This window comes from Serratia sp. 22278 (assembly GCF_052045405.1).
In the GTDB taxonomy this organism is placed as follows: Bacteria; Pseudomonadota; Gammaproteobacteria; order Enterobacterales; family Enterobacteriaceae; genus Serratia; species Serratia marcescens.
The window spans coordinates 235,087-248,507 of record NZ_JBQEOW010000003.1 but is presented as its reverse complement, the minus strand read 5'-3'; the positions used below and the strand labels follow the sequence as shown (position 1 = coordinate 248,507).

The window sequence follows — 13,421 nt, the reverse complement described above, 5'->3', positions numbered from 1 at the left end:
CCAGGCGGCCAATACGGTCTTTCTCGCCGAACGTGTCATCGCGCCTCCCCTGGCCGTGGCGACTGTCTCAGGCCTTATCGCCCGCCAGATGCTGATTAAGCAGGTTTTCAACCGGCGGCGGGAACTGCAGATAATAGCCTTCGTCTTTCAACGCCTGCTTCACCTTTTCGATATCCGCCGAGGCCAATTTCTTGCGCTCATCGAGCGACAGCATCATGGCGAATTGCGGCACGCCGAAACTTTTCATCAGCTCTTCCGGCACACGAGAGAAATCGTCTTTTTTTTCGACATAAAGATAAGTTTGATCGCGTTTCGGGCTTCTATAGATCACACAAAGCATTTTTTTAACTCTATTTAATTGAGGGAGCGTCTTGCCTGGATATAACTCTGACTATAACATGCTTATAGTACATCGGAATATCGCACCCCGAGTGGTATTCCGGGGATTTAAAGTTGCTGAGACTGAGTCAGGATAGATGTCACAATCGCCAATTGAGCTAAAAGGCAGCAGTTTTACCCTATCGGTTGTTCATTTGCATAATTCGCAGCCCGAGGTAATACGCCAGGCGTTACAGGAAAAAGTTGAGCAAGCGCCCGCTTTTCTGAAAAACGCTCCTGTTGTTATCAACGTCGCAACGCTGGAAGGCGATGCGAACTGGAAAGAACTTCAACAGGCTGTCGCGGCGGCAGGTCTGCGCGTTGTGGGTATCAGCGGTTGCAGAGATGAGCGTCAAAAGCGCGCGATAGCCCGCGCCGGGCTGCCGCTGCTGAGCGAAGGCAAAGGCCAGAAAATGGCGGCGCCGGAGCCTACGCCAGCGCCCGTGGTGGCGGATAACGCCCCCGCCAAAACGCGCATCATCAGTACGCCTGTCCGTTCCGGCCAACAGATTTACGCCCGCAACAGCGATCTTATCGTGACCAGCAGCGTCAGCGCCGGCGCCGAACTGATTGCCGACGGCAATATTCATGTCTACGGCATGATGCGCGGTCGCGCACTGGCAGGCGCGTCAGGCGACACGCAATGTCAGATTTTTTGCACCCACCTGGCGGCTGAGCTAGTCTCTATCGCAGGGCAGTACTGGTTGAGCGACCAAATCCCGTCCGATTACGTCGGGCAGGCCGTACGACTCAGCCTGTTGGATAACGCTTTAACCATACAACCTTTAAATTAAGCCCTTTTGACAAGGAATCCATTTCATGGCACGCATTATTGTTGTTACATCGGGTAAAGGGGGCGTTGGCAAGACCACTTCGAGCGCGGCCATCGCTACCGGCCTGGCCCAGAAAGGCAAGAAAACCGTCGTGATCGATTTCGATATCGGTCTGCGTAATCTTGACCTGATCATGGGCTGCGAACGTCGGGTAGTTTATGATTTCGTGAACGTGATTCAGGGCGATGCCACGCTGAATCAGGCGTTGATCAAAGACAAACGCACTGAAAACCTCTATATCCTGCCGGCTTCGCAGACACGCGACAAAGACGCGTTGACCCGCGAAGGCGTTGAAAAAATCCTCAACGATCTCGGCGAGATGGATTTTGACTTCGTGGTCTGCGACTCACCGGCCGGTATCGAAACCGGTGCGCTGATGGCGCTGTATTTCGCCGACGAAGCTATCATCACCACCAACCCGGAAGTGTCTTCGGTACGCGACTCCGACCGTATCCTGGGCATTCTCTCTTCCAAATCACGCCGCGCCGAGAAAGGCGAATCGCCTATCAAGGAACACCTGCTGCTGACCCGTTATAACCCGGGCCGCGTCAGCCGTGGCGACATGCTGAGCATGGAAGACGTGCTGGAAATCCTGCGCATTCCGCTGGTGGGCGTGATCCCGGAAGACCAGTCCGTGCTGCGCGCTTCCAACCAGGGTGAGCCTGTCATTCTGGATGCCGAGTCAGACGCCGGTAAGGCGTATGACGATACCGTTTGCCGCTTGTTGGGGGAAGAACGCCCATTCCGCTTCATTGAAGAAGAGAAGAAGGGTTTCCTGAAACGCCTTTTTGGGGGATAAACCATGGCCTTATTAGACTTCTTTCTGTCCCGCAAAAAACAGACAGCCAATATAGCCAAGGAACGGCTGCAGATTATCGTCGCAGAGCGTCGCCGCGGGGACAGTGAGCCCCCGTATCTGCCTGATCTGAAACGCGATATTCTGGCGGTTATTTGCAAATACATTCAGATCGATCCTGAAATGCTGCACGTGCAGTTCGAGCAGAAAGGGGACGATATTTCGGTACTTGAACTTAACGTGACATTGCCGGAATCGGAAGAAGCAGCTAAATGATTGCGACGCATTAATTACCCCCTGTATATTTTATGCAGGGGGTAACTGTATGTGCATCCAGTTATTAAGCTTTATCGGTAGCAAAAAAGCGATTTTTCCCTTTGGGACTATTCCCAATTAACTTTGCCGCCGCCTCGTTTAAAGTAAATTCTGGCCAGATTTACCTTCAACGCATTATTTCCTGCCTATATTCACCCGAGCAGAGTTTCCCTACCCTGCCCAGGTGATAATCAGCGATTAATAATCTTTCAGGATGTCCTGCAACGGCGCCATTAATAAATCGCCGCGCCAGCCGCTGATTAATTCAGGGCGACTTTCGCCGTCCTTCAGTTTCCAATGCCAGTTCAGCAATTGGTTAATTTGGCGACGGGATGCCAACAGCTCGCTGCTCAACCCGCTTTGCTCGCTGACGGTAGCGATCGCCGCCTTGATGTCTTTGAACACCTTCTTGTAGCCCGGCTGATCGATAAGGTTGGCCAACGGCGCCGGCAACTCGGACTCTTCCAGCGCTTCGGCCTCTGCCACCAGCGCCAGCAGCGTTTTGCCGTGATAACGGATCTCCGGCCCGCTCAGCCCCAGAGAATCCAGTTCTCCCAGCGAAGACGGCATATAGCGCGCCACCTGCCACAGGTTCTCCTCACGCACCACGAAGTTCACCGCCAGATCGCGCTCACGCGCCTGGCGCAGCCGCCATTCCGCCAACTTCTGCAAACACCCCAGCTGACGCGGGCGCAGCTGCCAGGCATTGCTGATTTCGCGGTAGGCGACTTCCGGCGCCAGCGCCTCGCTACGGCGTTGACACAGCAGCAGGCACTCGTTATTGGCCGCCGCGGTCCAACCGGCCTCTTCGGTCTCCTGCACCAGCTGTTTAGCCATCGGCAGCAGATAGAACACGTCGGCGGCCGCGTACACGCATTGCCTTTCGGTCAGCGGGCGCGCCAGCCAGTCGGTGCGCGACTCGCTCTTGTCCAGCTCAACCTTCATGTACTCCGCCACCAGCGTCGCGAAGCCGCAGGAGAGCGGCCGGCCAGTAAAGGCCGCCAGGATCTGGGTATCGACCATCGGCGTCGGCAGCGTTTTAAAGGCGTTGAGAAACACTTCGAGATCTTCACTGCCGGCATGCAGGAACTTCACCACGGCGGTGTCGGCCAGCAGGTCGACAAACGGCTGCCATTGCTTGATCGGCAGAGGATCGATAAGGGAGAGTTGTTCACCGTCGTAGAGCTGGATCAGGCCCAACTGCGGATAGTAGGTGCGCGTTCTGACAAACTCGGTGTCCAGCGCAATCTGGGCATGCTTTCTCGCCTGCTCGCAGACCTGCTGCAATCCGGCATCGGTAGTGATCAACTGATAATTCAAAACATCATTCTCTTGTAGGATTCAAACACAACAACGCCGGCATTCACCGGCGTTGTTGATAGTCAGGCGCGAGAGCGACGCCTAGGCGGCATCGGCCGGCTTCGGCGTTTTTAGCTCATCGCGCAGTTCTCGCCGCAAAATCTTGCCGACGTTAGACTTCGGCAGTTCATCGCGGAACTCAACAATTTTAGGCACTTTATACCCGGTCAGGTGCCGACGGCAATGGGTCAACAGCTCTTCCTTGGTCAGCGAGGCGTCTTTCTTCACCACGCAGATCTTCACCGTTTCGCCAGAGGCCTCGCTGGGCACGCCGATCGCCGCACATTCCAGCACTTTCGGATGCTGGCTGACCACATCCTCAATCTCGTTCGGGTAAACGTTGAAACCGGAGACCAGGATCATGTCTTTCTTGCGATCGACGATGCGCACAAACCCCTGCTCGTCCACGGTCACCACATCACCGGTCGCCAACCAGCCGTCTTTCAGCACTTCGTCGGTGGCTTCCGGGCGCTGCCAATAGCCTAACATAACTTGCGGCCCTTTGACCCACAGTTCGCCCGGTTCGCCCGGCGGCACATCGTGGCCATTGTCGTCCACCAACCGAATGTCCGTCGACGGCACCGGCAGGCCGATGCTGCCGCTGTAGTGTTTCAGATCGTAAGGGTTACCGGCCACCAGCGGCGCGCACTCCGTCAGGCCATAGCCTTCCAGCAGGTGTTTACCGGTAGTTTTTTCCCACTTCTCGGCCACCGCTTTTTGCACCGACATGCCGCCGCCGACCGAGAAACGCAGCGTAGAGAAATCGAGCTTGTGGAACTCTTCATTGTTCAGCAACGCATTGAACAAGGTATTCACCCCGCTCATGGCGGTGAACGGGTATTTACCCAACTCCTTCACCAGCCCCGGAATATCGCGCGGGTTGGTGATCAGTAAATTGCGCCCGCCCAGATCGATAAACAGCAGGCAGTTCACCGTCAGCGCGAAAATGTGATACAGCGGCAACGCCGTCACCACCAGTTCCTGCCCTTCGCGGAACAGCGGCGAATAGGCGGCTTTGGCCTGCTCGAGGTTGGCCTGCATATTGCGGTGCGTCAGCATCGCGCCCTTCGCCACCCCGGTGGTGCCGCCCGTGTATTGCAGGAAGGCCAAATCGGCATTAATGATGTCCGGTTTTACATATTGCAGACGGCGGCCGCGCTGCAGCGCGCTGCGGAATGAAATGGCATCCGGCAGGTTGTATTTGGGCACCAGGCGCTTGACGTATTTAACCACGAAGTTGACCAGCGTGCCTTTGGCGGCCGACAGCTGATCGCCCATGCGCGTCAGGATCACGTGCTTGACCTGAGTGTTGAACACCACTTTTTCCAGCGTATGGGCAAAGTTGGAGACGATGACGATGGCGCTGGCGCCGCTGTCGTTCAACTGGTGTTCCAGCTCTCGCGGGGTATACAACGGGTTGACGTTGACCACCACCATGCCGGCGCGCAGAATGCCGAACAGGGCGATGGGGTATTGCAACAGGTTAGGCATCATCAGCGCGACGCGGTCGCCCTTCTTCAGGCCCAGTTCATTTTGCAGGTAAGCCGCGAAAGCCCGGCTGCGTTCTTCCAGTTTGCGGAAGGTCATCACCTCGCCCATATTGATAAAGGCGGGCTGATCGGCATAGCGCTGCACGGCATGCTCAAACATTTCGATCAACGACGAATAGCGATCGGCATCAATCTCTGCGGGCACATCTGCCGGATACCGTTTTAACCAGACCTTATCCAAGGTATTACTCCTGAAATCATTACTAATTATCATCGCAGCCCTCAAACTCGCAGCCTAACCATAACAATATTTTAACTCAGCAGACCAGTTCGGGTTTTAAACATTATTCAGGTTGCGATGTACGTCACTAATTGTCGGATATTCCTTATCCCAAAAAACAAAAGGGCGGCCTGAGCCGCCCTGTCAAATGTGTTCACATCAAGCGTATGCTACTCGGTTACGATGGTTTGCACCTGTGCCGGGCCAGGGTTATACCAGCCATAGCCTGCGCCCCAACCGGGTCCCCACGGACCTCCGCGCCAGCCCCAGGGGCCCATTGGCGCAGGCGGCATCACCACCTGCTGCACCAGATGCCAGCGTTTGAAACCGGTCACGTTCATCGTCACGAAGCGATACGGCGTCATGCCGATTCGCCCCTCTTTCAGGCCGGTAATGGCGCCGACGACGGTCACCAGTTGGCCTTTGAAATCGACCGGTTCGAGGAAGCCGTTTACCGTGGCCAGCAAGCGGCCGCGCGACGGTTCGCCCAGTATCGGCCGCGCACCGCTGTCGAGCGGCACCGCCGCAATCTCCAGCACCGTGCGCCCTTGTTCGTTGGCGACGTTTACCACGGTGCCGCCGAAACGGGCTTCCGCGCCGGTAAACAGGTTGGGTGCATTTTGTACCGAGGAAAGCTGAGTCACCGGCGAAGGGCTGGAGCCTTTGATCGCATCCGGTACGGTGACGCACCCGGATAAAACCAGCGCGCCGCAGGCGACGGCCAGCAGCGACAGCTTTTTACTTGCAGTGCGGATTAACATGGTCGCAATCTCCTGAAATGGCTGTAACTTTGACCGCGTTTCATCGTTCAAGTTGCAGCCCCTCATCGCCCGGCATCAACATCAGCACAATACGCCGCGATCAGTCGCGGCCCGGCAGTTTTTTCCAGGTGACTTCATTGCGCAGATAGGTCGGCTCGGCGTTTTCCACCGCTACCGCCAGCCCTTCTTGCCAGGCTTGCAGCGCCAGCGGCAGCATGTCTTGCGCCTGCGGCAACAGCATTTGGCCGTCACGTAGGCTCAACGCGGAACCCTTGACCAAGTCGGGGTAGGTTTGCCACCCGGTGCCAACATGGGCCCATTCGCCCTGCAGGCGCTGCGCACGCTCCAGCGCCTGCGCCGGCGACAGCACGGCCTCGCCTTCGCTTTCCAACCAGCTGCCGTCCGCCTGGCGCTCGAACTGCCCCCAGTAAACTTCACCCATGCGCGCATCGATCGCCGCCAGCACGCGCTCCGCGCCGCTGACGCGCCAGGCGCCCTGCGCCATGGTTTGCAGCGTGGAAACGCCTATCATCGGCAGATCGGCGCCCAGCGCCAGGCCTTGAGCGATGCCGATACCGATGCGCACCCCGGTAAAGCTGCCGGGGCCGCGACCGAAGGCCAGCGCATCGAGCTGGTTGAGCGCCAGACCGGTTTCCGCCAGCACCTGCTGCACCATAGGTAAAATTCGTTGCGTATGCTCACGTGGGCACAGCTCAAACAGGGCGTGGGTTTCGCCTTGATTCCAGACGGCGACGGAACAGGCTTCCGTCGCGGTATCGATCGCTAAAATTCGCGTGGACATGCCAACCTCTGGCGGGAATAAAACTGGGTTTTTCATACAGGGCGCGCATTGTAGCACAGCCCCGTAAGCCCTTCATCTTTCACGTGGCCGACGCATCGGCGGCCTGCAGGAAGGCGATGGCCTGCTTCAGATCGCGGGTACGCGGCGTGGGCGGCAGGCTATTGAGGAACACCTCGCCGTAAGGACGCATCACCAGACGGTTATCGCAAATCACCAGCACGCCGCGATCGTCGGTGTCGCGGATCAAACGGCCGACGCCCTGTTTCAGGGTGATGACCGCATCCGGCAACTGCACGTCATTGAACGGGTCGCCGCCGCGCAGGCGGCAATCTTCAATGCGCGCCTTCAGCAGCGGATCGTCCGGTGAAGTGAACGGCAGTTTATCGATGATGACGCAGGACAGCGCATCGCCGCGCACGTCCACCCCTTCCCAAAAGCTGCTGGTCGCCACCAGCAGCGCGTTACCGGCGGCGACGAACTGCGCGAGCAGTTGCCCTTTGCTGGTTTCCCCTTGCAACAGCACCGGCAGCATCATCGTGGCGCGGAACTCTTCCGCCAACTCGCGCATCATCTGGTGCGAGGTGCATAAGAAGAAGCAGCGGCCGTTGTTGGCTTCGATTAATGGCCGCAGCATGCGCGCCAGCTGGCGCGCCCCGCCGGGCTGATTCGGCGAAGGCAAAAAGCGCGGCACGCACAGCAACGCCTGTTTGGCATAGTCGAACGGGCTCGGCAGCAGCAGCGTTTTGGCCTTGGTCAGCCCCAGCCGTTCGGTGAAGTGGCCCAGCTGATCGTTGACCGACAGCGTGGCCGAGGTAAAGATCCAGCTGCCCGGCTTCTCGTCCAGCATTTCACGGAACCGGTCGGCCACCGTCAACGGCGTCAGCGCCAGCACGAAGTGGCGCGAATTGCACTCATACCAATAGCTGTAGCCCGGTTCCGTCACCGCCTTGAGGCGTTTGAGGCGCGCGCGGTACAGCGTGGCGCGCTCAAAGGCGGCGTCCAACAGCGCCGAACGCCCCAGCGACAGCTTCATCACGTCATAACACAGCTCCAGCGCATCATCGAGCAGCAACAGAGCGCGCTGCACGTTGGGTTCGCCGAGCACGTCACGCAGATTGCCGCGGAACCCCGGCTCTCCCAGATTCAGGCGAAAATCTTGCGTACTCAGGCTGAGACGGTCGGCGCTTTTTTGCAGTTGAGCGGCATCGCGCACCTCGGTGCGGTAGGCGATGGTGATATCCTTCGCCAGATCCAACAGCTGGCGGCTGGTGAGCTGCTGGCCGAAATACTGGCTGGCAATGTCGGGGATTTGGTGCGCCTCGTCGAAAATCATCACCTCGGCTTCCGGGATCAGCTCGGCGAAACCACCCTCTTTCACCACCATATCCGCCAGGAACAGGTGATGGTTCACCACCACCACATCCGCATCCATCGCACGGCGGCGCGCCTTGACCACGAAGCAATCCTGATACAGCGGGCAATCGCTGCCCAGGCAGTTGTCATTGGTGCTGGTCACCAATGGCCAAACGAAACTGTCTTCCGCCACTTCGCTGCAGGTGCTGATGTCGCCTTCTTTGGTCTGTGACGACCACTTGCGCAGCTGCACCAAATCGATCAACGTCTGCCCCGCCAGTTCGCCGCCGGCCATCGACTGCTGCTCCAGCCGCTCCAGGCACAGGTAGTTGGAGCGCCCCTTCAGCAGCGCCAGCTTGCCTTTGTACTTCAACGCCTTGGCGACGGTGGGCAGATCGCGCGCATACAGCTGATCCTGCAACGCTTTCGAACCGGTCGAGATGATCACTTTGCGATCGGCGCGCAGCGCCGGCGCCAGATAAGCGAAGGTTTTGCCGGTGCCGGTGCCGGCTTCCACCACCAGCTCCTGCTTGAAATTGATCGCCTCGGTGACGGCTTGCGCCATCTGCCGCTGCGGCTCACGCGGTTTGAATCCCTTGATAGCCTGCGCCAATGCGCCGTCTGTTGCAAAATCGTCTGTCACGCTGTCTCTCTGCCGGTGTCATTCAGCGGTGATTATGCCAAGCCTGCCGTCCGGCTACCACCCACTTTATCGCCGCGCTTTTTCATCACCGGCTGTGCTACCCTTAGCGGGACTATGATATGGAGATAAGCAAATGAATATCGAAAGAATTGATCCCGATCAGCGCTGGTCCGAAGCCGTGGTGCACAACGAAACCGTTTACTACACCAGCGTGCCGGAGAACCTGGATGATGACGCGACCGCGCAGACCGCCAACGCCCTCGCCGCCATCGACGTGCTGCTGGCACGCGTAGGCTCGGACAAAAGCCGTATTCTGGATGCCACCATTTTCCTGGCCAATACCGCCGACTTCGCTGCGATGAACGCCGCCTGGGACGCCTGGGTCGTTGCCGGCAGCGCGCCGGTACGCTGCACCGTGCAGGCGCAGCTGATGAATCCGAAGTACAAGGTGGAAATCAAAATCATCGCCGCGCTGTAAGCCACGCGCAGACGAAAAAAAACCGCAGACGGCAACGCCTGCGGTTTTTTATTGCCCGCTATCAGGACAGTTTGAGGATCACCATCCCCGTCAACAGCAGCGCCAGGCCAATCCAGCCTTTGGCGTTCAACCGCTGGCCGAACATGATCCAGCCTGCGGCGATGGTGGCGGCGATGCCGAAACCGCCCCACAACGCGTAAGCGATTGACAGATCGATGCCCTTCACCGCCTGCGCCAGGGCGCTGAACGCACCGAGCACCGACAGCAGCGACAGCAATCCCAGCCAAATTTTACGGAAACCGTCCGACATCTTCAGGAAGATGTTGGCGATGATTTCCAGCACGATGGCCAATCCCAGGAACCCAATGTGGTACAACTCAAACTGTTGCATGGTTGTCACCTCGCGGGCTGACCTGTTTTCGCTCTTTGCGGGTACCGGATTTCACCAGCATGATACCGGCGATCAGCGTAGCCAGACCCAGTACCTTCAGCGCCGAAATGGGCTCGTCGAACCACAGCACGCTGAACAGGGTAATGAACAGAATGCCGATGCCTTCCCACAGCGCATAAGCCACGCCCAACGCCACGCGTTTTACCGCTACTGACAGCAACACATAAGACGCGGTGATCATCACGTACATCACGATATGCCCGATCATGCCGCCATTGACGCTGGCGTATTTCATCGACAAGGTGCCGATGATTTCGGTCATGATGGCCAAACCTAAAAAGATCCAATAAATCATAATTTTTCTCCCAAACGGCGAATAACGCGCGCCAAGGCATATTTATCCCGATTTATCTCGTCGAACGGCCGCAGTACGGCGCGCAAGACGCAGAGATCCCTGGGGATAAACTGACCCAAACGCAAAAAGAATGTTTGCCCGGCTGAACGGTAGAGCGAAGGCGTAAGCCCGCTACCAGCACCGGTTAAGGGAGAAAGACGCTATAGTTCGCTGCACCAGTGATGCTCACTGGCAAGGATCGCAGACAGGAAGAGTTGGCACGTAGAGGTTCTGAGGGTAGTTCCGTTAATAGTCATCATAATAGTTCTCTATTATCAGCCGCACACCGTGCGATTTGCCCAATATCCTCATAAAAGTAAAATTTTCAACTGAGATATTTTTACCACAGCCAAAATAAGAAAGCAAACTGCCGTTTTCATAAAAAAGCAGAAAAAAACGGGTTAAAAATAAGAAAGTTAATCACGATAAAAATTAAAAAAGGCCCAACGGAGCGTTGAGCCTTGCGGTATTCGCGGGTGCGCAAATAAGCGCCAACCCCAGGCCTGGTGCGGGTTACAACGCGGCGCCGCTGACGGCGCTGCGCGCCAGTTCAGTGATGCGCGCATAGTCGCCTTTTTCGAGCGCGTCCGCCGGCACCAGCCAGGAACCGCCGATGCAAAGCACGCTTTTCAGCGCCAGATAATCGCGGTAATTGTTCGGCGTAATGCCGCCGGTCGGGCAAAAGCGCACCTGCGGGAACGGGCCGCCGATCGCCTGCAGCGCCTTCACGCCGCCGTTGGCTTCCGCCGGGAAGAATTTGAATTCGCGCAGGCCGTAATCCATGCCCAGCATCAGTTCAGATACGGTGCTGATGCCCGGGATCAACGGGATTGACCCCGCCGTCGCCGCCTGCAGCAAGGCTTCGGTCAGCCCCGGGCTGATGGCGAACTGCGCCCCCGCTTCGGTCACCTGCCGCAGTTGCTGCGGGTTGATCACCGTACCGGCGCCAATGATCGCCTCCGGCACCTCTTTGGCGATAGCGCGGATAGACTCCAGCCCGCAGGCGGTGCGCAACGTCACCTCCAATACCCGCACGCCGCCGGCAACCAGCGCTTTCGCCAGCGGCACCGCCTGCTCCAGCTTGTTGATCACGATAACAGGCACCACCGGCCCCGCCGTCAGGATCTGCTCGGCGCTGGTTTTCCAGTTTTTCATCGTTATTTCTCCATTACTCGCGGTTAACAATGGCACGCCCCTGCCACAGGGCTCCGCACAAATGCGCGGACGTCCGGCCGTACCGTAAGTGATGTGGCCCACGCGCAGATCGCAGGCAAAAAAAAGCCGGCAGACAGGCTGCCGGCATTGCGCATTACTCGAACTCGTTCCAGGAACGGCCATCGCGGGTGATCATCGCCACCGAGGCCACCGGCCCCCAGGTGCCCGCCTGATAAGGCTTAGGCGCTTCGTTGTCGGCTTTCCATGCGTCCATGATGGAGTCGACCCACTTCCAGGCTTCTTCCACTTCATCGCGGCGCACGAACAGCGCCTGAATGCCGCGCATGGTCTCCAGCAGCAGGCGCTCGTAGGCGTCCGCCACGTGCTCCTGGTTGAAGGTTTCCGAGAAGCTCAGGTCCAGCTTGGTGGTCTGCAGGCGGTGCTTGTGATCCAGCCCCGGCACCTTGTTCAGCACCTGAATTTCGATGCCTTCGTCCGGCTGCAGGCGGATGGTCAGCTTGTTCTGCGGCAACTGCTGGTAAGAATCGCTGAACAGGTTCAGCGGCGGGTTTTTGAAGTACACCACCACTTCCGAACATTTGGTCGGCAGACGTTTACCGGTACGCAGGTAGAACGGCACTCCGGCCCACTGCCAGTTGTCGATATCCACGCGGATAGAGACGAAGGTTTCGGTGCTGCTGCTCTTGTTCGCCCCTTCCTCTTCCAGATAACCCGGCACTTTCTTGCCCTGGACGAAGCCGGCGGTGTACTGACCGCGCACGGTGGTTTCCCGGACATTGGTCTGATCGATGCGGCGCAGTGAGCGCAGCACCTTGACCTTCTCGTCGCGGATGCGGTCGGTCGTCAGATCCGCCGGCGGCGACATGGCGATCATGGTCAGGATCTGCAGCAGGTGGTTCTGGATCATGTCGCGCATCTGGCCGGCCTGGTCGAAATAGCCCCAGCGCCCTTCAATGCCCACCTCTTCCGCCACGGTGATCTGCACCGAATCGATGGTGCGGTTATCCCAGTTGGATGCGAACAGCGAGTTGGCAAAACGCAGCGCCAACAGGTTCAGCACCGTCTCTTTGCCGAGGTAGTGGTCGATGCGGTAGACCTGGGACTCATTGAAGAACTCCGCCACCTGATCGTTGATCACGCGGGAGGACGCCAGATCGGTGCCCAACGGTTTCTCCATCACCACGCGCGCCGGCTCATGGTTCAGCTTGGCTTCGCCCAGCCCTTTGCAGATGGCGCCAAAGGTGCTTGGCGGCATGGCGAAGTAGTTGATGGTGGTGCGGTGCTTCTGATCCAGCATTTTACCCAATTTGGTAAAGTTCTTGCTGTCGTTGACGTCCAGGTTGCAGAAGTCCAGGCGCGCGCTTAGCGTGGCCCAGAGTTCATCATCCAGTTTTTCCTTCATGAAGGTGCCAAGCGCTTCCTTGACCACTTCGGTATAGGCTTGTTTATCCCACTCCGCGCGGCCGACGCCGATGATCCGCGTATCCGGGTGGATGTGTCCGGCTTTCTCTAACTGGTACAGGGAAGGCAGCAGCTTACGGCGCGCCAAATCACCTTTCGCGCCGAAAATAACCAGGTCACACGCCTGGGCTGTAGAGGTTACCGCCATGTTCATCTCCTCGTTGCAGGATATTTGTAATTTTCTTACATTACTAATGTACTCTGTTTGACTACGGCCAGCAAACCCGGAGCAAAGCAGAAAAAAAGGCCTCAAGATTCCAGTGGAAAGCGCCAATCTACGCCAACGCCCTCACCACGGGCAAAACTGTAATTTTTCGTCTTTTTTGACGCTCTGTTACCATTATGAAAGTTAGACACAGGTCATATTCTGGTGAAAAAACCCTGCATACGCCGTGTCGAGACTGCCAACGGTTACCAGCACGTAGTATATTTTCACTAAACCGGCATTGATTTCTCCTTTGTTTGAAATCGACATACCCTATCGATTCCAGGTTACAGCCGCTCGTTTGGC

Annotated in this window: 14 protein-coding genes; 4 read left to right on the top strand and 10 right to left on the bottom strand. The window is 57.6% G+C overall.

Features of this window, described 5'->3' with window-relative positions; translation table 11 throughout:
* Positions 1–67: 67 nt before the first annotated feature.
* Entirely contained in the window at positions 68–340 is a 273-nt protein-coding gene (locus ACTJJ6_RS08565) for a YcgL domain-containing protein (RefSeq protein ID WP_004932294.1), read from the bottom strand.
* Positions 341–476: 136 nt separating this feature from the next.
* On the opposite strand from ACTJJ6_RS08565, the gene minC reads away from it, so the two are divergent.
* From minC to minE, 3 genes are read left to right on the top strand one after another with little or no spacing between them, the layout of a single operon-like run.
* Positions 477–1,172, top strand: coding sequence for a septum site-determining protein MinC (gene minC, locus ACTJJ6_RS08560; RefSeq protein ID WP_337055265.1), 696 nt, complete (start codon positions 477–479; stop codon positions 1,170–1,172).
* 25 nt (positions 1,173–1,197) lie between these two features.
* Positions 1,198–2,010 carry a septum site-determining protein MinD gene (gene minD, locus ACTJJ6_RS08555; protein ID WP_016927452.1) on the top strand — a complete coding sequence of 271 codons (813 nt, stop codon included), beginning with the start codon at positions 1,198–1,200 and terminating at the stop codon, positions 2,008–2,010.
* 3 nt (positions 2,011–2,013) lie between these two features.
* Positions 2,014–2,283: a cell division topological specificity factor MinE gene (gene minE, locus ACTJJ6_RS08550; protein ID WP_004932303.1), complete on the top strand. Its 270-nt coding sequence runs from the start codon at positions 2,014–2,016 to the stop codon at positions 2,281–2,283.
* Positions 2,284–2,520: 237 nt separating this feature from the next.
* Here the strand turns inward: minE and rnd are convergent, their stop codons facing one another.
* The 5 genes from rnd to ACTJJ6_RS08525 form a co-directional block, all read right to left on the bottom strand.
* On the bottom strand, positions 2,521–3,642 hold the full coding sequence (rnd, locus tag ACTJJ6_RS08545) for a ribonuclease D (protein ID WP_016927451.1): 1,122 nt from the start codon (positions 3,640–3,642) through the stop codon (positions 2,521–2,523).
* An 81-nt stretch (positions 3,643–3,723) separates the two neighbouring features.
* On the bottom strand, positions 3,724–5,412 hold the full coding sequence (gene fadD, locus ACTJJ6_RS08540; protein ID WP_016927450.1) for a long-chain-fatty-acid--CoA ligase FadD: 1,689 nt from the start codon (positions 5,410–5,412) through the stop codon (positions 3,724–3,726).
* Between the two features lie 209 nt (positions 5,413–5,621).
* Positions 5,622–6,212 carry a Slp family lipoprotein gene (locus tag ACTJJ6_RS08535; RefSeq protein ID WP_016927449.1) on the bottom strand — a complete coding sequence of 197 codons (591 nt, stop codon included), beginning with the start codon at positions 6,210–6,212 and terminating at the stop codon, positions 5,622–5,624.
* A gap of 100 nt (positions 6,213–6,312) precedes the next feature.
* Positions 6,313–7,014 (bottom strand): tRNA (adenosine(37)-N6)-threonylcarbamoyltransferase complex dimerization subunit type 1 TsaB, encoded by a 702-nt coding sequence (gene tsaB / locus ACTJJ6_RS08530; RefSeq protein WP_049299182.1) that lies wholly within the window; start codon positions 7,012–7,014, stop codon positions 6,313–6,315.
* A 79-nt stretch (positions 7,015–7,093) separates the two neighbouring features.
* Positions 7,094–9,010, bottom strand: a complete 1,917-nt coding sequence (locus ACTJJ6_RS08525; RefSeq protein WP_350024213.1) for an ATP-dependent DNA helicase — start codon at positions 9,008–9,010, stop codon at positions 7,094–7,096.
* A 133-nt stretch (positions 9,011–9,143) separates the two neighbouring features.
* Between ACTJJ6_RS08525 and ACTJJ6_RS08520 the strand changes: the two genes are divergently transcribed.
* A complete protein-coding gene (locus ACTJJ6_RS08520) occupies positions 9,144–9,488 on the top strand; it encodes a RidA family protein (protein WP_015378124.1) in 345 nt (114 codons plus the stop codon).
* Between the two features lie 61 nt (positions 9,489–9,549).
* Here the strand turns inward: ACTJJ6_RS08520 and mdtI are convergent, their stop codons facing one another.
* The 4 genes from mdtI to zwf all read right to left on the bottom strand — a co-directional run bounded on the left by mdtI (position 9,550) and on the right by zwf (position 13,058).
* Entirely contained in the window at positions 9,550–9,879 is a 330-nt protein-coding gene (mdtI, locus tag ACTJJ6_RS08515; RefSeq protein WP_016927446.1) for a multidrug/spermidine efflux SMR transporter subunit MdtI, read from the bottom strand.
* The gene (gene mdtJ / locus ACTJJ6_RS08510; protein WP_004932327.1) at positions 9,866–10,234 is read right to left on the bottom strand and encodes a multidrug/spermidine efflux SMR transporter subunit MdtJ; all 369 of its coding nucleotides are present in this window, start codon (positions 10,232–10,234) and stop codon (positions 9,866–9,868) included. The genes mdtI and mdtJ overlap by 14 nt, the downstream gene beginning before the upstream one ends.
* 552 nt (positions 10,235–10,786) lie before the next feature.
* Positions 10,787–11,428, bottom strand: coding sequence for a bifunctional 4-hydroxy-2-oxoglutarate aldolase/2-dehydro-3-deoxy-phosphogluconate aldolase (locus tag ACTJJ6_RS08505; RefSeq protein ID WP_197789173.1), 642 nt, complete (start codon positions 11,426–11,428; stop codon positions 10,787–10,789).
* Between the two features lie 154 nt (positions 11,429–11,582).
* Positions 11,583–13,058, bottom strand: coding sequence for a glucose-6-phosphate dehydrogenase (gene zwf / locus ACTJJ6_RS08500; protein ID WP_028127476.1), 1,476 nt, complete (start codon positions 13,056–13,058; stop codon positions 11,583–11,585).
* Positions 13,059–13,421 lie beyond the last annotated feature (363 nt).

Excerpts from the sequence above, each read along its gene's own strand:
- ACTJJ6_RS08565 (WP_004932294.1), bottom strand. The coding sequence starts at position 340 with ATGCTTTGTGTGATCTATAGAAGCCCGAAACGCGATCAAACTTATCTT.
- minC (WP_337055265.1), top strand. The coding sequence starts at position 477 with ATGTCACAATCGCCAATTGAGCTAAAAGGCAGCAGTTTTACCCTATCG.
- minD (WP_016927452.1), top strand. The coding sequence starts at position 1,198 with ATGGCACGCATTATTGTTGTTACATCGGGTAAAGGGGGCGTTGGCAAG.
- minE (WP_004932303.1), top strand. The coding sequence starts at position 2,014 with ATGGCCTTATTAGACTTCTTTCTGTCCCGCAAAAAACAGACAGCCAAT.
- ACTJJ6_RS08535 (WP_016927449.1), bottom strand. The coding sequence starts at position 6,212 with ATGTTAATCCGCACTGCAAGTAAAAAGCTGTCGCTGCTGGCCGTCGCC.
- tsaB (WP_049299182.1), bottom strand. The coding sequence starts at position 7,014 with ATGTCCACGCGAATTTTAGCGATCGATACCGCGACGGAAGCCTGTTCC.
- ACTJJ6_RS08520 (WP_015378124.1), top strand. The coding sequence starts at position 9,144 with ATGAATATCGAAAGAATTGATCCCGATCAGCGCTGGTCCGAAGCCGTG.
- mdtI (WP_016927446.1), bottom strand. The coding sequence starts at position 9,879 with ATGCAACAGTTTGAGTTGTACCACATTGGGTTCCTGGGATTGGCCATC.
- mdtJ (WP_004932327.1), bottom strand. The coding sequence starts at position 10,234 with ATGATTTATTGGATCTTTTTAGGTTTGGCCATCATGACCGAAATCATC.
- ACTJJ6_RS08505 (WP_197789173.1), bottom strand. The coding sequence starts at position 11,428 with ATGAAAAACTGGAAAACCAGCGCCGAGCAGATCCTGACGGCGGGGCCG.
- zwf (WP_028127476.1), bottom strand. The coding sequence starts at position 13,058 with ATGGCGGTAACCTCTACAGCCCAGGCGTGTGACCTGGTTATTTTCGGC.